Raw genomic sequence first — 21,857 nt, forward strand, 5'->3', positions numbered from 1 at the left:
TGCTAACCACTCTTCCATGCTAGTTTGCAGCAATCCAAAAAGAGACGGATCTATTGTCAAGACAACCGGCCAAAGGTATTTTTATAAGTAAAATCAAAAGCTTATGCGACATACCTTAGTGCTAGTATTTGCCCTGTTTGCATTTAATCTCTCTGCGCAAAACCCGGAAGAACGGCAAGTGATGGACGTGGTAAACCGGGTATTTGAAGCTATGCGTAGGAGTGATAGTACTCTGCTCAAATCCAGCTTCGTTCCCCAGCCAGCCACATATACTATATTTCAGAACCAGGCCGGTGAAACCCAATTTCGAGAAGGAGATTTACAAAAATTTATTGAAGCTGTAGGTAACCCCAAGGAAGATGTTTGGAACGAACCCATTTGGAATGAAAAGGTACAGATCGATGGATCGCTAGCAGCTGTTTGGGTAGACTATGCCTTTTATTTGAATGACCAATTCTTGCATTGTGGAGTGGATGCTTTTCAGTTGGTGAAAACACTGGAAGGGTGGAAAATTTTCCATTTAGCTGATACAAGACGAAAAGCTGATTGTGAAGTGCCTGAGGACGTGAGACAGAAATATGAGAAGAGTCGCTGAGCAGCTAGGTTTCTAATATGACCTATGAGCACTTACACATCCACTCAGTCTCCAAAACCAAATTGAAAAAAAGAATTGGACATATTCAGTCCGAACTAGTGAGGAGGATAAAGCAAACTCTGGATGATATTTTAAGATATTGATAATATCTCTACTTCATTGCTGATCCATTTAAAACGATCTCCAACCTTTTTGTTCAACATCGTCTGAGCTATGGGAGAAATGGCAGAAATAACCATTATCTGCTTTTTATCAACGGTTACAGCACCCAAGCTTGATGCAATAAAAAACATTGAGGTTGAAGTTTGGACCAATGCCCCCAATTCTACTTTTAGACAAGTCTTATCCGGATCGATAGCAGAGAATGCTTTCTGCATATTTATCAACTCGGCTAATTGACGGGCATGCAAATCTCGTTCTCTCTGACTCATGGCTCGCCCTGTCTCGTACTTGTCTCCGGCGGAGGACTTGGTTTCGTTGTTGGCAGAGGCTTGGGCTTCTGCCATGCCTTGTTTTGCTATTGAAATTTTTTCTTTCAATAGGTTAAGACATGCATCGTATAATTTTTTCTTGTTCATTACTCGGCAATGAGCTGAGCTATCCTTCCATCTCGACCCGCAGCCCAGATGGTGCCATCTTTTGATACATCTAAAGTATGATAACCGGTTCCTTCTATTTTGGACCAGGATTTCCCACCATTGTCAGAAGTATAGCTGGCCGCAGGACCGGTAGAAATGAGCTGATCTTTAGACAGATATCGAACAGAGGATTGAAAAAGTGGAAACGAGTCGGCCAGCTTCCAATTGGTGGCACCGTCTAAAGTAAGAATTACATTTTTAGTGCCTTCATCTTCTTTGGTGTAATCCCCGCCTACTGCGATGCCAGTATTTTCATCATAGAAATCAATAGAGAAAATGCCTTGAGATCCCCCTCCCTGGATGATTGGGGTGTAAACCACTTCCCAATGCTCACCCTTGTCCTGTGAATAAAAAACTCTAGAAGTCGCTGCACCTGATCCAATCCATACGGACTCACCTTTGACTGTCAAATGACTCCCGCTAGCAGCGAAGCCACCGAACTCACCTTCGTTCATTTCGGGAAGTTTGTCCGGATGAATGCGTTGCCAGGTATCTCCTCCATCTGAGGTTCGCATCAAAAATAACTTACCATGAACCGGGTCTCCACCCAATATGCCTTCCGTTTCATTCCAGAAAGCTATGCCATCATAAAAACCCGAATCATATGCATTGACAAGCGCTTTTTTCCAATGACGACCACCATCTTTAGATTTGAAAATATTGGATTGTGCACCTGATCCGGCACTCATGAGCACGATTTCATCTTTGGTCAATACTTCTACATCTCTGAAATCCAGTGAATCTGAATCTGGAATGAAGACCTCTTCCCAATTGAGTCCTCCATTTTCTGTTTTTACTACCGTACCATTAGTGCCAGACACCCAGATTATTTTTTCATTTAAAGCCGAAATACCTCGTAGTGAAGGGTTCCCTTCCAGGGAAAATTCTTCCCAGGTATAGGTAGTCTTCGATGGTTGGCAGCTTATTAGTATTGTAGCAAGGATGATTATCGTGTTTTTCATGATTCTAAGGCTTGTTTTCTAACTTCTTCCACATCTTTCACTGTTTTGGCTATCGGTTTACCGAGTAAGTCTGCACCATTTTCAGTGATGACAAAATCTTCCTCTATACGGATGCCTCCAAAGTCTTTATAGGTTTCTAATTTATCATAATTCAGAAACTCTGCATTCTTATTTTCAGCTTTCCACATATCGATCAATTCAGGAATGATGTATATGCCTGGCTCAACAGTAATGACAAACCCAGCTTCCAATTCTTTACCTAAACGCAGTGATTTCAATCCAAATTCGGTTCCTTTTTTTACGGTGTCTGAATAGCCTACATAAGGCTCCCCTAGATTTTCCATATCATGCACGTCCATTCCCATCATATGACCCAGTCCACACTGGAAGAACATGGTATGCGCTCCAGCTGCAACCGCCTCTTCGGGGTTGCCTTTCATAAGGCCGACTTCAGTAAGTCCTTCTACCAATACTTTGCAGGCTTTGAGATGCACGTCTTTATATCTTACCCCAGGTTTCAGAGCAGCTATGGCGGTTTCATGTGCGTTCAGTACGGTTTGATATATCTCTCGCTGGCGCTCGGAGAATTGAGATGACACAGGAAAAGTTCTGGTCATGTCTCCAGCATAGCCTGAGTGTATTTCCGCTCCAGCGTCGCACAAGATCAAATCTCCGTCCTTAATTATATTGCCGTGGTAGTGGTTGTGGAGTGTTTGCCCGTCTTTGGTCAGAATCACCGGAAATGAAAGTTGGCCTTCTCCTGCTAGTGCTACCTGATTTACTCTTGCCGCTATTTCCGCTTCTTTCATGCCTGATCTGGCATATTGCATAGCGGCCAAATGCATGTCGGCAGTAAGGTCCACAGCTTTATGCAGCTCTACAATTTCTTCAGCGGTCTTGACATTTCTTTGTGCTATGATGGCCTTGATTAGCGACACAGACTCGCCAGACCTGATTTCACCAACAGATTTGCCTGTCCATTCGGCAAGTTTAGTTACGTGCTCTTCTCTATAGGGGGGAGTAAAATGAATTTTTCGTCCATCGGCAATAGCTTTTTTGATAACAATTTCGATCTGTTTATTCGGAGCGGTTTTTGTGATACCACTTTTTTCAGCCAATGAGGAAATGGTAGGCTGCGGCCCGGTCCATACAATATCATCGATGGTCAATTCGTCACCCAATATCAGGTCTTCTCCACTATCGCAATCCAAAATGGAGGTAAGCCCGGGTAGCGAAACAGCACAAAAGTAGAGGAAGGAACTATCCTGACGAAAGTGATACCAGTTGTCCTTAAAATTCATACTACTCTCTTCGTTTCCTAGGAGCACGATGAGCCCACTGCCTACGTCTTTTTTTAATCTATTTCTTCTTTGGATGTATGTGTCTTTGCTAAACATGGATACTGTGTTGTTATAATTTCAAATATAATATAAAGCAGGATGCGGCTGGTCTTTGGGTATAGAAAAAGGTCGCCAAATACTCGGCGACCTTAATGCAACATAAGTGATCTTATGAGAAAACTACTTTCTTAATTTACATCCCACCAGACTTTACCTGTCAAGGTGTTTCCATTTTCCAGTCTACTGATGGCGGCTGCCGTATTCTCAGAATTTAACAAAACCTCGTCATTAGGATAAAGCATTCTATTTGCAAGGTCGAGCGTCTGTGTTCCATTGAGAGGCTGCACGAGGACTGGGAAATCCAATCTACGGGCTTCTGAAAATGCTTCAGATCCATATGGAAAATGAGCGATATACTTCTGAGTTCCTATTCTCTCTTTCCAGTTGGCAGAGGAATAGACAATGTCAGGTCTGGCCAGATAGGTAGCAACGTCAGCCGGGTCTACGTCCCAATACTCCATGGAGGCTGTAATTCCCTGGGTATAGTAAGCATCAGCAGAACCTGTAATGACACCTCTTTCAGCGGCTTCAGCCAATAAGAAGGAAACTTCAGCATAGTCCATCATCACATAAGGCCATTGTGTATCGGCTCTTTCGTCCCAGTATCTAAATGCCCAACCTAAATACGAGTAGCTCCATTTGCTTTGATCTAAATCAGCCCAGGATTTATCCGAGATAGGAAATCCTCTGAACGTACCTCCCGGCCCCCAGTCATACATTTGAAATCCTCTTCTTGGGTCTTCCACGGCATTTACTACGTCAGTATAAGTTTGAGCTATTACTACATCATCCCAGGCAGCTTCTCCGTCATTTCTTCGGAGTGGGCTTCGGAAAGTCTCATTTTGAAACTCATAGGTCACGTTTTGTGCATTAGAGCTAATGAGATTAGTAGCAGCAGCTTCCTGCACGGCGGTTGTGCCGAGCGTAGAATTTGCGTCAATCACTCGCATTCCCATTCGTAGTTTCAACGAATTGGCAAATCTTTCCCATGCATCCATATCACCATCGAAAATAACATCAGAGTTACCAAACGAACCTGCAGAGTTGTCTATAGTAGTGACTACACTAGAGATTCTAGCGATCAAATCAGTATAGATAGCTTCTTGCGTATCATAAGTTGGCTGAAAATTCTCACCTCCTTGCAGTGCATTGGTATATGGGACATCACCAAACTGATCTGTGATTTGAGTCCACGTCCAAATCTCAAGAATTTCTAAAACCGCTTTTCTGTTAGTTTTTACGGCTTCATCATCCAAAGAATATGGAGGCGTTTCGATCATTTTCGCGGCCTCTCTCATTCGGAGCATCTGATTGTAGTAAGTATTCCAGTAGGCATTGAACATGCTTCCTCTGAAATTGTAAACATTTTCATTGGTATAAAAATGCTTCACAAAGTACTGAGCCAGGGATCCGGTTTCGTTGGCGAATAAATCACTGGTGAATACATATCGATTCATAATTGAACCTTCAACTCCTGTCAGGATAAAGCCTGGATCCACAACTGTGGGGTTTTGATCGTTAGTGTTGATCTCATCGAAATCTCCTGTACAAGAGACCGTAGCGATTACCATTAAGGCAACTAACCATTTATTAAATATTTTCATAATTTCTTATTTTATGTTTTTAGCAAATTAAAAGTCGGCAGTTAGCTTAAAACCGTAGGTTCGCTCTCTTGGTAGCATACCCCAGTCAAACCCTTGCACGTTGCCCACACCATAGGATATCTCCGGATCAATGTGATCTGTGCCTCGCTGGAGAATGGCCAGATTACGTCCCACCACCGATATTGAAACACGGTTGAATGGTGTATCACCAATGATAGATTTTGGCAAGCTATAGTTAAGAGAGACTTCTCGTAATTTTACATAACTGGCATCAAGTATAGAGGCTGATTCAGGGTTTTCACCATCGTTGTGCGCTGTATGGGCGCTGATCCTTACATCGTTAGGTTGGCCGTCGCTGGTCACTCCTTCAAGGATTACCCCGCCTTGCGCAGGATTGGCTATCTGATTACCATTTCCGTCATCAATCGTTTCGTGATAATCATTTCGGATAGGGTTGCCTAGGTCATTTGTGCCCACTGTTTCTGCCAGGATACCGGTAGTTCTGCCCCATCTGTGGCTTTGAGAAAATATTTCGCTTCCCTGACGAATGTCGAACAATACGTTAAGACTTAGACTTGCATAGTTCAAGGAAGTGCTGATACCTGCTTCCCAGTCCGGAACTACACTTCCTAATACTTTAGGGTCTGACATAGCATATGTTCCGTCGTCTTCGATAACTCTATTGCCGGCACCATCATAGACATAGTCACGGCCGATAAAGCTGCCAAAGTCTTCTCCTACTCTGTGCTGCTGTTTGAGTTCATATAAACCACCCAATTCAATAGCCTCAATACTTTCAGGCAAATCAGTCACTTTACTTGTGTACTTAGAAAAATTGACGTTGATATCCCATGAAAATTTTCCGAGTTTGACTGGCGTAGCGTTTAGAGCCAGTTCTATGCCTTTGTTCTCAATTTCTCCAGTGTTGGTGTAGTAACTGAAAAACCCTGACGACCCTGCAATCGGCACTGCCAGCAGCTGGTCAGAACTTTTTCTGTTGTACCAGGCAAAATCAAAACCTACTCTGTTTTCGAAGAAATTCATTTCCACACCGAACTCAATGTCTTTCGTGGATTCAGGTTTTAAGTTGGCGTCGTTGATATTTCCTTGCATGTAGTAGGAAGGATTATTTCCATACTTGTCTCCAGCCGTATAGGTATATTCAGTGTTCGTGCGGAATATACCTGCCGCATTACCTGTTTTGGCATAACTCGCTCTGATTTTACCAAACGATATAGCGGAGATTGAATTAAGTGCGTCCAATTCAGAAAACACAAATGATAAGGACGTTGAATAATAATCGAACGGGTCATTCAAGGTAGAAGTCCACTCTTTTCTGTAAGTCCCTTCCAGGTATACCATGTCGGCATATCCGAAATTGGCAGAACCATAAATGGCCTGATCTTTTCTTAATCTGTCATACTCCTGGTAAACGATATTGTCGCTTGCTGAATTTGAAACAGCATAAACTCCAGGTACTACCAAACCATCTCTGGTTCCTAGTCTTGAAGCTTCCCAGTTTTCTTGTCTGAAATTAGCACCTAACAACCCACTTATAGAAAATTGGTTGTCAAAGTACTTTTCGAAATTTGCAAAAAGATCATAGTTCTGTTGCTTTTCAACATCCCTTCTGACCCAGTATCCAGGATATGCTCCTCTGCCGACAAATTCTACAACTCCTCCTTTGGCAATACGGAATTCTCTGGTGAACTTAGTGAAATCTAAACCTGCACGCCCTGTGATGGATAGCCAATCAAGTGCCTGGTAGGTAAGTTCATATTTGCCATAGAATCGATCTCTGTTGTCGTTTTGCACGTTTTCATTACGTGTCCAGTAAGGGTTGTCCCAATAGGCAGGGCTTGAGTCGTCATAACCGTTTCTATTCCAGGATCTTTGGACACCATCTACATTTTTCCAATCCTCCATTCTGGATAAATCCAACTGTCTCTGATGCCAGTTGCCAAATGAGGCCATGATACTTACACCGTCGTTGTCGGAGTATCCTGTGCCTGCTCTTCCTTCCGCAATGGACCTGACTATATTGGCACTGAAGGTTGATCTCAATTTCTCAGTAAATTGTGTCGAAACAGAAGCATTGAACGTTCTTCTTTTTAGTTCACTGTTAGGTAAAGTGCCATCAACTCTGTAATCAGTAAAACTCGCTCGGAACGTATTTTTTTCTGAGCCACCTTCTACTGAAACGTTGTTGTTGAATGCTACACCGGTATCAAACAAATAATCGATACTATTAGGCGAAGCCACCCAAGGTCTGAGCTGGCCAAAATTCTGAGTATCTGTTGGATCCCAGCTGTCCCAGTGTCTTACCATTTGGCCTTCAAACCTTGGGCCCCAGCTTTCATCGGCGTAGTATTCTACCATGTCCTGACCATCAAAAGATGCCCAGTCTGCAGGATGATTCGCTGGATCATAATTGAACGTATTGAATGAATCCGTGCTGTATCCGCCGCCATATTCATTTTGATATCTTGGCAAAGTAGATTTGTCAATTTGAGAGAATGTCACTCCAGAACTGATGGTTACTTTCGCTTTACCGGTTGCTCCTCTTTTTGTTGTAATTAGAACTACGCCATTGGCTGCTCTGGAGCCATACAGTGCTGAGGCACTTCCTCCTTTGAGAACAGATATGGTAGCGATGTCATCAGGGTTAATATCTGACGCAGTATTACCAAAATCATATCCACCACCACCGGATAGCTGACTAGACGAATTGTAAGAGGAGTTATTCACGGGAATTCCATCTACCACAAAAAGTGGTTGGTTGTTTCCTGTCATCGAACTATTTCCTCTAATAAGGATGTTGGTTCCTCCACCCATGGTAGACGCCGCTCTTATATTTACACCGGCAATCTTACCAGAAAGAGATCGGACAAAATTATCTTCCTTGGCTGTACTCACAGCGTCACCGCTAACTTCCTGTACTGCATACCCAAGAGAAGCTTTGTCTCTTTCGACACCGAATGCTGTAACTACTACTTCTGATAGTTGCTTGACATCTGCGGTCATGGCTACATCGATGGTCGATCGTCCACCGATGTCAACCCTTTCGGTTGCCATACCAATGAAGGTGAAAATTAATGTACTGCCCCCGGAAGGTACTTCCAGGGAATAATTACCGTCAATATCCGTGACGGTTCCTGCGGCGGATCCCTCCACCAAAACTGATACACCCGGGAGATTATCTCCGTCCGATGATACAGTTCCTTTGATCGTGCTTTGTGCCCACACGCTCGACACCATCGCACATACGACGGATGTCATGAGTAAAAACTTTTTCATACTTAATAGTTTAGAATTAATACATAGCATCCCCATGCCGATCGTCATCGGGAATGGACATGTTTTGAATGGTAGGGCTGAAAAAACTCAGCTAATGGATGCGCAAATATTATGGCCTACGGTTGTGATTGACTTCTTCTAAGTCTTTCGCATGGTAAAAGAGAACAAAAAATATAGTAGAATTTTATACTATTTTGACCTATGGGAATACATATTTGGTAAAACAAGCAAATGTCTTCTATATACTGTTGTTCGATTTATAAAAATCAGAATAATGTCTTCTCAACCAGCTAAAAGTCAGTATATTATACTGTATTATTATAACCGTACTTGATACGATTTTATGCTTAAGTTTTTCACTTTAGTGAGGGTATTGTGTTAGTTATCAGATGTTTAATTTTATTTACTCTTTTTAGGGTTTCCGCAGAGCTCGGTGTTTTTTCAAAAAGAAGTTTTATCTTTTACTAAAACCTAACCAACATGACTGATTTTATTAAGACCGCCTTTCGAGTTTTAAAGAAAGATCTTGGCTACTCGATCATCAATATGCTTGGCCTGTCTTTTGGGCTAGCCTTCGGCTTTTTGATCTTCATATATACTTCTATTGAAAGCTCGTACGACAAGCACTATCCAAATTCAGATCAGATTTATAGGATTGGTATATCTTATGACATTGGGGGCAATGTCGATCAGTTTTGTAACCTTGCAAGGCCTATAGGTCCGTCTATGAAAACGGAATTTCCTGAGATTTTGGCTCAAACCAGGGTAGCAGGCTACAACGGCCTTTATGACCATAAGGCCTTTTTTGAAAACAACGACAAAAAAAGAGTAAAGAGTAAACATGTTTTTAGTGCTGACTCCACCTTTTTTGATGTTTTCAAGAAATCGTTTATTCCCGGATCAGACTCAGATCCACTTTCTCGCCCTAAATCTGTTGTTCTTAGCCAGGCACTTGCCACAAAGATATTTGGAGATGAGTCTCCCTTACAAAAGCTGATCAAACTGGATGGCAAAATTCCTGTTACCGTTCGAGGCGTATTTATAGAAGGCCCAAATACGAAAACACATCTTCCTTATGAGGCAGTATTGTCCTGGGATTTGGGTTCCAGACAAGGAGAAGAGAATGTTTGGATTGGTTGGCATGTATATACTTATGCCTTATTCAAAGATGGATTTGAACCTTCTATGCTTCTCAAAAATTTTAAGACTTTCAAAGATAAGTATATGCTCAAGACCTTGGAGCAGTATAGTGCAGAAGCAAATCTGATACTTCAACCTCTGGAAAGTATTCATCTCAACTCTGACCTGACCTGGGAGGCTTATGAAAATGGTAATTCAAACGACGTGCTGGTTTTTTCTGCTGTGGCTTTGTTCTTAATTCTTATCACTTCAATCAACTATGTCAACCTGACTACGGCCCGTGCATCGATCCGTGCCAAGGAGATTGGTATAAAGAAAGTCATGGGTTGCAGAGTGAGGTCATTGAGAGGCCAGTTTCTCACCGAATCCATTGTAATGGTCATTTTGGCAGCGATATTGGGTTGGGTAATTAGTGCATTGCTATTGCCATCATTTAATAGCATAACAGATCAAAACATTGGCCTAACCTATCTCATACAACCTTTTACCATTATGGTATACTTAGGGGTATCTGTTTTGATTGGACTCCTTTCGGGATGGTACCCGGCTTACTACATGAGCGCCATTTCAGTTGCTGTAATACTCAGGGGTCGGTTTTCATCATCTCATCGCGGTATGATATTAAGAAAAGGGTTGATCACCTTTCAGTTTGCTGTTTCAATAGCAGTAATTGCCAGTACAGTTTTAGTTATCCGCCAGTTGGATTTTATAAGCAGTAAAGATCTGGGGTTTGACAAGGAAAATGTAATGGTTATAGATGTAAAAAATGACCCGACTGAGTCAAAACTGGATGGACTGCTGCACAAGCTTATATCCCATCCCAATATTTTAAGTGCAACTTCTACTCAAAACATTCCGGGTTTTGAATTGAATCAGACGCTCTTTGATATTCCCGATAAGGAAGGAAAATATAATTCGACTGGAGGTCAATTTATTGAGGTCAATGGGGATTTTTTGGATGTGCTAAAGATGAAACTTGCAAAAGGGAGAAATTTCTTTGCAGATTCCAAAAAGGACTTATTAGGAAGTATCATGCTGAACGAGGCGGCAGCAGAACAATATGGGTGGAAGGCAGAAGCACTGGGGAAAAAAATCGGTGTTGGTAAAGATTCTCTTGGCAATCGAATATTGTATGAAGTCATTGGGGTGGTGGAAGATTTTCATGTTGGGTCCTTACACAATAAGGTTCAACCCATTGTGATTTTTCATCAGAGTAATGCCGGAAACTATGTCATGCTTAAATTAAACAGTATGGAAATAGGCGAGACGGTCTCCTATATCACTCGAGAATGGGAATCTTTTGATTCAGATGCACCCATGGATTATTCTTTTTTGGATCAGAATTTTCATTCGTTCTATGATCGGGAGAATAAGCTCTTTGCCATTCTCACTTACATTTCTATTTTGATCATAGGAATAAATGCGCTTGGGTTGCTTGGTCTACTTTCTTATAGTGTCAAACAAAAACGAAGGGAGATAGGCATCCGGCGAGTGCTTGGGTCCAATTTTATTCAGCAGCAGCGTCTCTTGGTCAAAGAGTATATGTGGACGCTCATCGTAGGAGTTGTTTTGGGATGCTCAGCATCCTGGTATTTGCTGAATGGCTGGCTGCAAAATTTTCACTACAGAATTGGTTGGCAAGGCTGGGAGTTTGCTTTTGCTGTATTGCTGGTCGTATTGGTAACCTTGTTTGTATTTGCACTCATTTTGAAGAGGACGCTTCGCGAAAACCCAGCGCATGTATTGAGGCATGATTAGAAGAATTCCATAATTCGACATTTCTGGAAAAATCAATATAAGATCAACTTGTTGATCTTATATGAAATCTCATCTCAAAATAAACCCGTCCTTCAGCGGATCATTGGGGTCAATCAAAAATTCGTTTTGTCCTACAATATGGGCTGTGCCTTCTACTTGAGGAATTACGGCATCGAAAGGTCCGTACTTTTCTTCTTTGTGTACCGAACCGACAAAAGAAGAGCCAATAATGCTCTCGACAGACATAGTCTCTCCAATATTCAGGTCTCCTCTTTTATGATGAATAGCCATTCTGCCCGATACGCCGGAGCCGGTGGGAGACCGGTCTACCTCGCCCGCTGCGAATATGCAGACGTTTCGAGAATCAACACCTGCAGTATGAGATTCACCTGTGAATATGGTGCCGTAGAGTTCACTCATTTCGGGCTCGAACGGATGAATAATCCGGTCATTGGATTCGATAACGGCATGTTTGATAGCCATCCCTTTCTCGATGAGTTGGCGATAGTTCTCAGGCGTCATGTCAATGCCAAGCTCGTCTGCATCTACATAGGTGTAGAAAGCGCCTCCATAGGCCAGGTCATATTTGACTTGGCCAATTCCGTCTACCTCTACTATGCAATCCTGGTCAGCCACAAAGGAGGGTACACAATGGAAATATACTGAAGTTACTGTCCCACCTTCAACTTTGGCATAGCTATAGATTCTTCCACAAGGAGCGTCGATGACAACTTGTGTTTCCGGTTCTTTGACCTTGACCCAGCCCATTTGTACGGCTAAAGTTGTTATCGCGATTACAGCATGGCCGCACATCGTGCTGTAGCCTTCGTTGTGCAAAAAGAGAATGCCGAAGTCAGCTTCGTGATCATTTGGTGGAATAAGTATACATCCATACATGTCTGCATGACCTCGTGGCTCAAACATCAAGGCCGTGCGAAGATGATCATGATTCTCTTTCATGTATCTTCGATAATCGAGCACAGAATTGCCATTCAGTTCGGGCAGGCCGCTGAGTATTACTCGAAGTGGTTCGCCCCCGGTGTGCATATCTATGGTCTTGATCCGGAGCCAATCTGACGGAGACCGAAAATGTTGATTGGATTGAATGTTGTCGAAAGTGCTCATAAAATCTTGTTCAGCTATAGCGCTCTACTTTTAAAAGAGTATCGTCAATATGTGGTTTTTCTTCTTGGGCTAACTCAGCCACTAGTTGTCCGGTTATCGGTCCCAGCGATATACCCAACATGGCATGACCTGTAGCTACAATCAGATTATCAAATTTTTTGGTTTTTCCAATATATGGCAAACCATCAGGTGAGCAGGGGCGCAGACCAGCCCAAACCGGAAGTCCTTCAAAAGAACCTTCATCAAATTGGGGGAAATAGGCAGGAATTGATTTTTGTAGCCCTTTTATTCGACGAGGGTTGATCGATAAATCAAGCCCGTTCACTTCCATTGTACCTGCGAAACGTAAACCCCCTTGCATAGGAGTAACTGCCACCCGAGCTTCCGTAAGAATAGAAGCAGTTTCTGGCATGACTGGCGGGTTGGGCAGGGTGAAGCTATAACCCTTGCCTCCTTGCACCAGAATTTTTACTCCTAGTTGGTTCAAAAATTTGGCCGACCACGATCCCGTGGCTACCACGAATTGATCGGCATCAATTTTAGCATCAGAAGTGAGAAGTGCCGAAACCTTGCTGCCATTTTTTTCAACGCCAGTAACCTGGGTATTGAACTTAAAAACAACACCTTTCGCTTCCAGATATTTCTGAAACTCAGCCATAAAAGTATTAGGCGTAAACCAGGCGTCGTTTTTGAAATGCACAGCACCTACGGTATCAATTTCGAATCCAGGATTGAGCTTTTCAGCCTGAGCAGAGGTGAGTACATCAACGTCTTGTCCGCATTTCCGGGCCAGTTCAGCTACCTCGGCTTCCTCGTCAAGTATATGCTGCGACTTACAGTACATCAGCAGTCCCTTTGAACCAAATCCCGGATCTATTTTCGTTTCAGATAGTATATCTTCAATAAGTGTGCGGCTTTCGTCGAGCATTTGATTGAGGACGGGGACAGCCTTTTCAACACGACTTTTCGTAGCGGCTCTGTAAAAGTTCCAACCCCATCTGGCCAGATCAATGTCCAGACTTGGTTTGATATAGAAGGGACTTTCCGGATTGGTCATCCACTTCAGACCCTGTGATATAATTCCGGGAGAGGCCAAAGGAATCATATGACTTGGACAAAAATAACCGGCATTGCCAAACGAGCAGTTGTCAGATCCGTCACCTTCGTCTATAATGGTCACATCGAACCCTTGCTGGTTCAAGTAATATGCCGAGCACAGCCCGATCATCCCGCTACCTATTATTGCTGTTTTCAATGATTTAATTGTTTAATGATCTAATTTCTAATGAACCAATGATTCAATGATCTAATGTTTTAACTCTTTCTTGCATTCTTTCTGGCTTTGGACACAACTTTTACTATCTCCGTGCATTCTTGCGTAAGCCAATTTAATTTTTCGTCTTTTGACATTTCAGATTCGTCGATTACTTCCGACCAAAACAAAGACTCATCTGCTTCTTCGACCACAATCGACACCTTAGCAAAGAACTCGGCCTGAGATCTTGCATTACATGCTGCACGATAGTTGGCAGCAACAGAAGTAGCTGACCTTAATAACTGCCTGCCAACGACCCTGCTGCTATCTGTTTTTCTTAACCTTTCATAGAACCAAATAATCTCTATTGAGAACTTTTTCGTTCGAGCTTTGAATTTTTCAACGAACTCAACTTTATCCATGTTTAAACTTTACAGGATAATGCCTTCATTGAATCATTTTACTCCCTTTACTCATTAATTCATTGTCAGATGACTTGGAACCCATGAGCATATGGATCATCATCGTCGATGATAATATTGTTGTACCCTGTGACTTGTGCCCAACCCTGAATACTGGGAACAATGGCAGCCTTGTCACCGAGCTGAGTTTCTTCTTCTACTCGTCCTATAAATTTAGAACCTATATAGCTTTCGTGAATAAACTCTTCACCTAATTTTAATTTGCCCTTGGCATGCCATTGGGCCATTCTTGCTGAGGTGCCAGTACCGCATGGAGATCGATCAATCGCCTTGTCGCCATAGAAGACGGCGTTACGCGCTGTAGAATCGCCATCCATCGGTTCACCCGTCCAGAGCATGTGTGTAAGACCACAAATCGTCTCATTTTCCGGATGAACAAAATCGTACTTGCCGTTTATTTTATTACGAAGTTCCTGGCTCCAGCGGATTAAATCACCTGCAGTATTTTTGTGAACTCCCTCAAAGTTCTTTTGAGGATCGACGATGGCATAGAAATTTCCACCGTATGCTACGTCGAAGGTCAATTTTCCTAAATCTTTGCTTTCGATGGTTAGATTTTCGGCGGCCAGGTAAGATTTAACATTCGTGAGTTTTACCCACTTCACCTTTTTTCCTTCTTGTAGGTATTCAACCAGTACCAATCCCGCCGGAGTTTCTAATCTCAATTTTCCAGGTGTTTTTGGAGATATCAATCCTTCTTCTATGGCAATGGTTACTGTCCCAATCGTACCATGACCACACATGGGCAGGCATCCGCTGGTCTCGATAAACAAAACGCCGACATCATTTTGTGGGTCAGATGGTGGAAAGAGAATACTTCCTGACATCATGTCGTGACCTCTGGGTTCGAACATCAGACCTGTACGGATCCAATCGTATTCCTTCAGGAAATGCTGACGCTTCTCACTCATGTTTGCACCAACCAGGTCGGGACCACCGCCTGCTACTACTCGAACCGGATTGCCACAGGTATGGGCGTCTACACAAAAAAATGTCTTTCTAGCCAATGGATTAATGATTAAATGTTTTATTAATTCAATGATTCAATGATTCAATGATTCAATGATCTATTGTTTTTAGTTGTTTACTTTTTTCATACGCCAGGTTGGCGGCAGCCAGATCTTCCAAAGCATGTCCAACGGACTTGAAACACGTTATAGCTTCTGAAGATCTTTTTACCTTCTTTTTATCTTGTGCCAATTGAAACAGGTCAGCCTTGATATCTTCAACTTTGAATGTTCCATTTGCGATTGGGATGGCTAAGTCACCGGTTTCTTTGCTTGCACCTTCGATGTTGTCGACATAAACGTCCGTCCTTTCCAGTACCTCATCATCCATTTCGCGCATGTCAGGTTTATAGGCGCCTATCATGTCCAGATGCTGTCCAGGTTTTAAATACTGTCCAAGAACCAGTGGTGTAGGACTCAATGTCGCACAACTAATGATATCTGATTGCTTCATGCCTTCTTCGATGGTAGCGATCGTGTTGACTGTTAAACCGGGCAAATTAATTGCATCAACAATGGTCTGTGCCTTCTCTTCAGATCTGCCCCATACGAGGACTTCTTTGATAGGGCGTACAGATGTGTGCGCTTTAATGAGTTCTGCCGATAGTGCACCCGTACCTATGACAAGCAATTTGGAACTATCCGGATTGGAAAGGTACTGAGAAGCCAATGCGGAAGCCGCAGCTGTTCTTTTGACAGTCAACTTCTTGGCATCCATTAGAGCTTTTGGCGTGCCGGTTTGAAGGTCGAAGTAGATGTAAAGCCCCTGAATAGAAGGAAGGTTGTGCTTCGAATTGTTTGGGGAAACGTTTACAATTTTAACCCCAAGATTGTCCCCATTGTCCCAGGCCGGCATGAGGAGCAGCGTAGATTCAGGACCTTCTTTCGGGTTTGGGTATTGGTGATGGTGCCGCATCGGAATATTGTATTCCTGCGCAAATGCGTCGTTGATTTTAGGTATCAACTCCTCGTAAGTCAACAACTCCTCCAATTCCTCCGCTTCTATATATTTCATGTTTCAATGCTTTAATGATTCAATGAATTATTAATCCATTGAATCATTGGCTCAATATATCATTGATGTACCTCTCAACCATTCTTTCCATGATCTCCAATGTCACGGTGCCTTGAGACAGAATTAGATCATGGAATTCACGAATGTCAAATTGATCTCCCAATTGGTCGGTAGCTTTTTTTCGCAAGGCCTTTATTTTTAGCTCACCAATTTTATAAGAAAGTGCTTGAGCAGGCCAAGAAATGTAGCGATCCGTTTCCGTAGTAATTTCATGGATGGACAAGGCCGTATTGTTGGCCATGTATTCCATGACCTGATCTCTCGACCAGCCTTTCGTGTGTATCCCGGTATCTACTACCAATCTACAGGCACGCCACATTTCATAGGTTAATCTCCCAAACCTACTATAAGGGTCCTTATAAAAACCGGCTTCTACACCGAGAAATTCTGAATACAATCCCCAGCCTTCGCCGAAAACTGAAAGGTAAAGAGACTGTCGGAATTCCGGTAAGTGAGATAATTCACGAGATAAGGCCTCCTGCAAGTGATGTCCCGGCACGGCTTCATGAAAGGACAATGCCTCCAGTACGTATAGTGGTCTGTTTTCCAGCGCATAAGTATTTACCCAATACTGTCCGGGCTGGTTGGCTTTTAGTGAACCTGGGACATACCGTCCTCCGGTATATTTCGGAGCCAAATGATCAGGAACCGGATTGACTGTGTAAGGTTGGCGGGGTAATTTTCCAAATAGCTGAGGTAGCTTGCCATCCATTGACTTAGAGATCCATGCAGCCTCTTTCAACAGCTCTTCCGGGCTCTTGGCGTAGAATTGAGGGTCTGTTCTCAGAAATTGTAGAAAGTCGGTAAAACTTCCCTTGAATTTGACCTCTTCTATGATTTCCATCATTTCCGACTTGATTCGTGCCACTTCCTGAAGGCCGAGGCGATGAATGGAATCGGGACTAAGTTCCAGGGTGGTGAAGTACTTAATGCGTTGTTCGTAAAACTCTTCTCCGTTCGGCAGTTCGCTTGCACCAATGCTGGTTCTGGTTTTTGGTAGAAACTCATTGGTCATAAAATCCGAAAACTGCTGATAGCCTTTGATGACTCCATCAGAGATGGCTTTTCGACCGGCAGTTAAGATCTCCGCTTTATCAGCATCCGCAAGCTGATCGGGCAGATTTTGAAATGGCTTATAAAAAATACTTTTTTCTATGTCAGCAACAATATGATCGTCATAGGTTACTTCATATCCATTAAGAATCACCTGAGGTTGCACCATCCCGGTTTCCAGACCCTTTCGCATGAGCGAAATATGCTGATCTACATATTTTGGAAAGGAATTGAGAACACTAATGTAATTGATGTAGTCTTTTTTGGATGTAAAAGAAAAGGCATCTGCTGTGAAGGCAAATGCAATATGAAATCCGTCATCAGCCAATATAGGATTTAGATATCCTTTCAAATCGTACTGAGCAACCAGGTCTTCTTGTACAAACTGAAAGAGCTGAAGCGTTATCTGGTCTTCAAAAGTGAGCCTCGACTGGTCAATGGCCTCCAGTTGTGACACGATATCTCTGGCGAAGTCAGCTCTTTTCAGGATGGCTGCTTCACTCATGTCAGGGAGACTGGTGTAGTTGTCCGAAAGATTCAGAAACTCTTGTTCCTGAAAAGCCTCATTAGAGGCTATGATTTCAAAAAGTTGGTCTTTTTCAGAAATAGAAGGACTCGCACAGCTATAAATTAGCTGCGCAAGTACTATCCAATAGATGTTTACTCTTCTGGTCATAAACCCTGGTTAGTCCGTTGGCCGTCTACCTCGCGCCAAACGTTGTTTGGGTTATTATCTTTCAATTCATCCGGTAGCATGGTTTGCGGTGCACTTTGATAGGCTACAGGCCTGGCAAATCGCTTGATGGCGTCAGAGCCTACGGAAGTAAACCGGCTATCTGTTGCTGCCGGGAACGGTCCACCATGTTGCATAGATCCGCATACTTCCACACCAGTAGGCACGCCATTATAAATTAGCCTTCCGGTTTTCTTTTCAGCGCTATGGATTTGAGTTTCGAAGGACTTGAAGTCATCGTCAGAACCCATAAATGTGATAGTCAATTGTCCATGTAACTGAGCGATAACCTGATCCAGTTCGGCCTGATCTTTACATGATACCACAATGGAGTAAGGACCAAATACCTCCTCTTGTAGGTTAGGATTGGCCAGAAAGTCCTTGGCAGATACCCTCGCGACGGCGGGACTAGCACCATTGCGAGGGGTTTCCACACTATTTGAACTAATTAACTTCACTCCGTTTTGGGTCAATGAAGATTCTTTGTTTTTGTTGAAGTTTTTGGCAATGCCTTCATTGAGCATGGCCGATGGCTGGATGCCAGATATTTCACTGGCCAAAGTCGTAGAGAATTGATCCAGATCTGAACCTTCCAAACCAATCAATAACCCTGGATTGGTACAGAATTGGCCTACGCCCAAGGTAATTGACCCGGCATAGGTTTTGGCCAATGCCTCTTTTTCAGCATTCAATTTTTTAGGTAAAAAAATCACGGGATTGATACTGCCCATTTCTGCAAAGACTGGAATAGGCTCATCACGCTCAATCGCCATTTTGTATAACGCCATACCTCCTCCGAGCGATCCGGTAAAAGCGACAGCTTTAGTTTTTGGGTGCTTCACCAGGGTAGTACCCAACCCGAATCCATCGGCTGCCAAAGAAGAGTAAACGCCATCTGGCATTCCTGTTTTTTCGGCTGCTCTACTGATGGCATCGGATACCAGCTCATTGGTATGCAGGTGAGAGTTGTGTGCTTTTACCACCACCGGGCATCCGGCTGCCAGTGCCGATGCGGTGTCTCCTCCAGCCGTAGAAAACGCCAGAGGGAAATTGCTAGCTGTGAATACCACTACAGGACCAAGGGGTCTCAGCATTTTTCTGATGTCAGGTTTCGGTAGGGGCTCACGGTTAGGTTGTGCAGTGTCAATGGTGGCTTCTACCCATGATCCTTCTCTCAACAGAGAAGCAAACAGTTTTAGCTGACCCATGGTCCGGCCTCTTTCGCCTACTATTCGGCCTTCGGGCAAAGCGGACTCCTGCATGGCTGTCTGAACAAGCTCATCACCGAGATTTAATATTTCATCCGCTATAGCTTCTAAGAACTGAGCCCTTTGATCGGGCGTAGTATTGCGGTACGTGTCGAATGCGCTTTCCGCTTTCTGCATGGCAGACTCCGTTTCTTCCTGAGTAGCACCAGTGAATTGGTCACTTCTAATCTCTGCGGTAGCTGGGTTGAAAGAACTTAGGCCTGTTGCGCCTTGATTTGATAAACTGAAACCGATCCTGTTTTTTCCGTGCATGTGGTTATTTTAATTTTTTTAAAAATATGACGTCATTGCGAGCAAAACGTGGCAATCTATTTTATCCCTAAGTGGTCAAGATTGCTTCGTCGTTCCTCCTCGCAATGACGTTAATATATTTTACGACTTATACGGCCAGGCTTTTATACTCAGGCAGTACAGGTCTCGATTTGATACCGGCATCAATGATAGCCAATACTTCTTCTTTTTCTTTTCCAATCAAAGGCAAGCGAGGAGCTCTAACATATTCGGTTCCTATTCCGGCCGCTACTTCTGCCAATTTGATATACTGTACCAACTTAGGGTGCAAATCAAGTTCACATAATGGCATGAACCAACGATTGATAGCCACGGCTTCTTCGATTCTTCCACTTTTCATCAATTCATAGATGGCTACCGTTTCGGCTGGGAATGCACAAACGAGTCCACCTACCCATCCGTCGGCACCATTGACTAAAGTTTCGACAGCAAGCGTGTCTACACCGCAAAGCACGGCAAATCGATCGCCAAATTTTGTCTTCAATCGCGTAACGTTAGTTACATCTCTTGTCGATTCTTTGATCGCCTGAATGTTTGGTATAGATGCCAGCTCTTCAAACATTTCAATGGTCACCTCTATTTTATAATCTACTGGATTATTGTAGATCATAATAGGTAGAGAGGTAGCTCCAGCTACAGCCTTGAAATATTCTACAGTTTCTCTATCGTCTGCTTTGTAGCGCATAGGCGGCAAAAGCATCAGGCCATTTGCCCCGTTACTTTCGGCTCTTTTCGCAGCAGCGATTGCACCTCTTGTACTTTGTTCTGCTATATTGATTACTACAGGAATGTCTCCTTTAGTCACCTCAATAGTTGTTTTGATCAACTGATCTTTTTCTTCCTCTGTTAGTGTGCTTGCCTCACCCAATGTACCGCCCAGGATCACACCATGAATGCCTGCCGCCAATTGAACGTCCAGGTTCTTTTTGAATGCGTCGAGATCAAGGTTGTCATTTTGATCGAACTTTGTCGTGATTGCCGGGAATACGCCTTGCCAATTTATCTTCATCTTTTTTAGAGTTTATTTTTTGGTCAAATGAACACAGCGTATAAAATGCCCGAGTATCTGCACAACCTCTGTATTCTTTTTTCCAATTTAAAATTTTTGTAAAAGTAGACCAAGCTAAAATCTGCGACTTATCAATATTTGATTGATCCTAATATTATTTTGACCATATATAAGGGTTTACTTTGATATTTATGTATAAATAATATCTTTTGTAGTCAATTGTGTTTCATTATGAAGCCGATTGATCTCTGAAGCAGCTATTTAGAAAATGAAAAATTGATCAGATATGAAGGTATTACCATTTAAAATTCCAAAGACTGATGATTCATCTTTTAGAGTACAGGTGGACCAGATGCCGTACTTTTATGATATCCTACATCAGCATCCGGAATCTCAAATTACTTTAATAGTAAATGGTCACGGCACCGTTATTCAGGGAGACTACATTGGCAATTTCCAGGCAGGAGATGTTTATATATTTGGAGCCAATGTGCCACATGTATTAAAGAGCGATCCGGTCTATTATGAAGAAGGAAGTACGGAAGAGTGTCATGCCATATGTGTTTTCTTCGATTCCGAAAGCTTCGGTAGGGACTTTTTTGAATTGCCTGAGATGCGAAGCGTCAATGATTTTATGCGGAAGAGTGTCCGAGGGCTGAAATTGCACGGCGATGCCAAAAGACGGGTCTCTAAGATTATTAATGAAATAGAGGAGCAGGACGGAATTACTAAAATCATTTCTTTGCTCAATATTTTCAACCTGCTTAGCCAAACCGATGAGCATCAATGGCTCTCAAAGGAACCGCACAATCTTAATGTAGACGAGTCTGAAGGCAAGCGCCTGAATGATATCTTTCAGTTTACCATGAAAGAATATCACCGACCAATTACGCTGGATGAGGTGGCTGAGGTAGCTAACATGACCCCTTCGGCTTTCTGTAGATACTTCAAACAGCGAACGCGCAAAACGTATGTGAGTTTTCTCAATGAACTTCGGGTGGCGCACGCTTGCAAACTCTTGCTCAACAAAGAAATCAACGTAACTGAGGTTTGTTATCGATCGGGTTTTGTGAATCTCTCTAATTTCAATAGAAAGTTTAAGTCCCTGACCAACCATACGCCTTCACAATATCAGAAGGTACATTTCCAGGAACAACTTCTTTAA

General features: G+C 42.9%; 16 protein-coding genes. 3 read left to right on the top strand and 13 right to left on the bottom strand.

The annotated features are described in order from the left end of the window. The first annotated feature begins 103 nt into the window (after positions 1-103). Complete coding sequence (locus ABJD64_RS02310; protein WP_348176996.1) at positions 104-595, top strand: nuclear transport factor 2 family protein; 492 nt, start codon at positions 104-106, stop codon at positions 593-595. 131 nt (positions 596-726) lie between these two features. On the opposite strand, the gene ABJD64_RS02315 is transcribed toward ABJD64_RS02310, so the two are convergent. The 5 genes from ABJD64_RS02315 to ABJD64_RS02335 form a co-directional block, all read right to left on the bottom strand. Continuing rightward, positions 727-1,173: a GreA/GreB family elongation factor gene (locus tag ABJD64_RS02315; RefSeq protein ID WP_348176998.1), complete on the bottom strand. Its 447-nt coding sequence runs from the start codon at positions 1,171-1,173 to the stop codon at positions 727-729. Continuing rightward, a complete protein-coding gene (locus tag ABJD64_RS02320) occupies positions 1,173-2,195 on the bottom strand; it encodes a hypothetical protein (RefSeq protein ID WP_348177000.1) in 1,023 nt (340 codons plus the stop codon). The genes ABJD64_RS02315 and ABJD64_RS02320 overlap by 1 nt, the downstream gene beginning before the upstream one ends. Continuing rightward, positions 2,192-3,592 (bottom strand): aminopeptidase P family protein, encoded by a 1,401-nt coding sequence (locus ABJD64_RS02325; protein ID WP_348177002.1) that lies wholly within the window; start codon positions 3,590-3,592, stop codon positions 2,192-2,194. The genes ABJD64_RS02320 and ABJD64_RS02325 overlap by 4 nt, the downstream gene beginning before the upstream one ends. A gap of 131 nt (positions 3,593-3,723) precedes the next feature. Then, complete coding sequence (locus tag ABJD64_RS02330) at positions 3,724-5,199, bottom strand: SusD/RagB family nutrient-binding outer membrane lipoprotein (protein WP_348177004.1); 1,476 nt, start codon at positions 5,197-5,199, stop codon at positions 3,724-3,726. A gap of 27 nt (positions 5,200-5,226) precedes the next feature. Next, positions 5,227-8,496, bottom strand: coding sequence for a SusC/RagA family TonB-linked outer membrane protein (locus ABJD64_RS02335; RefSeq protein WP_348177006.1), 3,270 nt, complete (start codon positions 8,494-8,496; stop codon positions 5,227-5,229). Between the two features lie 480 nt (positions 8,497-8,976). Between ABJD64_RS02335 and ABJD64_RS02340 the strand changes: the two genes are divergently transcribed. Then, a complete protein-coding gene (locus ABJD64_RS02340; RefSeq protein WP_348177008.1) occupies positions 8,977-11,394 on the top strand; it encodes an FtsX-like permease family protein in 2,418 nt (805 codons plus the stop codon). A 69-nt stretch (positions 11,395-11,463) separates the two neighbouring features. Here ABJD64_RS02340 and ABJD64_RS02345 read toward each other — a convergent pair whose 3' ends face one another. The 8 genes from ABJD64_RS02345 to ABJD64_RS02380 all read right to left on the bottom strand — a co-directional run bounded on the left by ABJD64_RS02345 (position 11,464) and on the right by ABJD64_RS02380 (position 20,692). Then, positions 11,464-12,519, bottom strand: coding sequence for a proline racemase family protein (locus ABJD64_RS02345; RefSeq protein WP_348177010.1), 1,056 nt, complete (start codon positions 12,517-12,519; stop codon positions 11,464-11,466). Positions 12,520-12,529: 10 nt separating this feature from the next. Then, positions 12,530-13,774: an FAD-dependent oxidoreductase gene (locus ABJD64_RS02350; protein ID WP_348177012.1), complete on the bottom strand. Its 1,245-nt coding sequence runs from the start codon at positions 13,772-13,774 to the stop codon at positions 12,530-12,532. 59 nt (positions 13,775-13,833) lie between these two features. Continuing rightward, positions 13,834-14,196 (bottom strand): four helix bundle protein, encoded by a 363-nt coding sequence (locus ABJD64_RS02355; RefSeq protein ID WP_348177014.1) that lies wholly within the window; start codon positions 14,194-14,196, stop codon positions 13,834-13,836. 65 nt (positions 14,197-14,261) lie between these two features. Beyond that, on the bottom strand, positions 14,262-15,263 hold the full coding sequence (locus ABJD64_RS02360) for a 4-hydroxyproline epimerase (protein ID WP_348177016.1): 1,002 nt from the start codon (positions 15,261-15,263) through the stop codon (positions 14,262-14,264). Positions 15,264-15,315: 52 nt separating this feature from the next. Next, positions 15,316-16,278 carry an ornithine cyclodeaminase family protein gene (locus ABJD64_RS02365; protein WP_348177018.1) on the bottom strand — a complete coding sequence of 321 codons (963 nt, stop codon included), beginning with the start codon at positions 16,276-16,278 and terminating at the stop codon, positions 15,316-15,318. 43 nt (positions 16,279-16,321) lie between these two features. Then, positions 16,322-18,067, bottom strand: a complete 1,746-nt coding sequence (locus ABJD64_RS02370; protein ID WP_348177020.1) for a DUF885 domain-containing protein — start codon at positions 18,065-18,067, stop codon at positions 16,322-16,324. After that, entirely contained in the window at positions 18,064-19,644 is a 1,581-nt protein-coding gene (locus ABJD64_RS02375; RefSeq protein WP_348177022.1) for an aldehyde dehydrogenase (NADP(+)), read from the bottom strand. The genes ABJD64_RS02370 and ABJD64_RS02375 overlap by 4 nt, the downstream gene beginning before the upstream one ends. A 127-nt stretch (positions 19,645-19,771) precedes the next feature. Next, positions 19,772-20,692: a dihydrodipicolinate synthase family protein gene (locus tag ABJD64_RS02380; RefSeq protein WP_348177024.1), complete on the bottom strand. Its 921-nt coding sequence runs from the start codon at positions 20,690-20,692 to the stop codon at positions 19,772-19,774. 286 nt (positions 20,693-20,978) lie between these two features. Between ABJD64_RS02380 and ABJD64_RS02385 the strand changes: the two genes are divergently transcribed. Beyond that, entirely contained in the window at positions 20,979-21,857 is an 879-nt protein-coding gene (locus ABJD64_RS02385) for an AraC family transcriptional regulator (protein ID WP_348177026.1), read from the top strand.

The organism is Reichenbachiella sp., from assembly GCF_039944555.1.
Taxonomy (GTDB): domain Bacteria; phylum Bacteroidota; class Bacteroidia; order Cytophagales; family Cyclobacteriaceae; genus Reichenbachiella.

What these genes read in the sequence shown, in the direction of transcription:
- ABJD64_RS02310 (WP_348176996.1), top strand. Translation starts at nt 104, where the DNA reads ATGCGACATACCTTAGTGCTAGTATTTGCCCTGTTTGCATTTAATCTC.
- ABJD64_RS02315 (WP_348176998.1), bottom strand. Translation starts at nt 1,173, where the DNA reads ATGAACAAGAAAAAATTATACGATGCATGTCTTAACCTATTGAAAGAA.
- ABJD64_RS02320 (WP_348177000.1), bottom strand. Translation starts at nt 2,195, where the DNA reads ATGAAAAACACGATAATCATCCTTGCTACAATACTAATAAGCTGCCAA.
- ABJD64_RS02325 (WP_348177002.1), bottom strand. Translation starts at nt 3,592, where the DNA reads ATGTTTAGCAAAGACACATACATCCAAAGAAGAAATAGATTAAAAAAA.
- ABJD64_RS02330 (WP_348177004.1), bottom strand. Translation starts at nt 5,199, where the DNA reads ATGAAAATATTTAATAAATGGTTAGTTGCCTTAATGGTAATCGCTACG.
- ABJD64_RS02335 (WP_348177006.1), bottom strand. Translation starts at nt 8,496, where the DNA reads ATGAAAAAGTTTTTACTCATGACATCCGTCGTATGTGCGATGGTGTCG.
- ABJD64_RS02340 (WP_348177008.1), top strand. Translation starts at nt 8,977, where the DNA reads ATGACTGATTTTATTAAGACCGCCTTTCGAGTTTTAAAGAAAGATCTT.
- ABJD64_RS02345 (WP_348177010.1), bottom strand. Translation starts at nt 12,519, where the DNA reads ATGAGCACTTTCGACAACATTCAATCCAATCAACATTTTCGGTCTCCG.
- ABJD64_RS02355 (WP_348177014.1), bottom strand. Translation starts at nt 14,196, where the DNA reads ATGGATAAAGTTGAGTTCGTTGAAAAATTCAAAGCTCGAACGAAAAAG.
- ABJD64_RS02365 (WP_348177018.1), bottom strand. Translation starts at nt 16,278, where the DNA reads ATGAAATATATAGAAGCGGAGGAATTGGAGGAGTTGTTGACTTACGAG.
- ABJD64_RS02370 (WP_348177020.1), bottom strand. Translation starts at nt 18,067, where the DNA reads ATGACCAGAAGAGTAAACATCTATTGGATAGTACTTGCGCAGCTAATT.
- ABJD64_RS02375 (WP_348177022.1), bottom strand. Translation starts at nt 19,644, where the DNA reads ATGCACGGAAAAAACAGGATCGGTTTCAGTTTATCAAATCAAGGCGCA.
- ABJD64_RS02380 (WP_348177024.1), bottom strand. Translation starts at nt 20,692, where the DNA reads ATGAAGATAAATTGGCAAGGCGTATTCCCGGCAATCACGACAAAGTTC.
- ABJD64_RS02385 (WP_348177026.1), top strand. Translation starts at nt 20,979, where the DNA reads ATGAAGGTATTACCATTTAAAATTCCAAAGACTGATGATTCATCTTTT.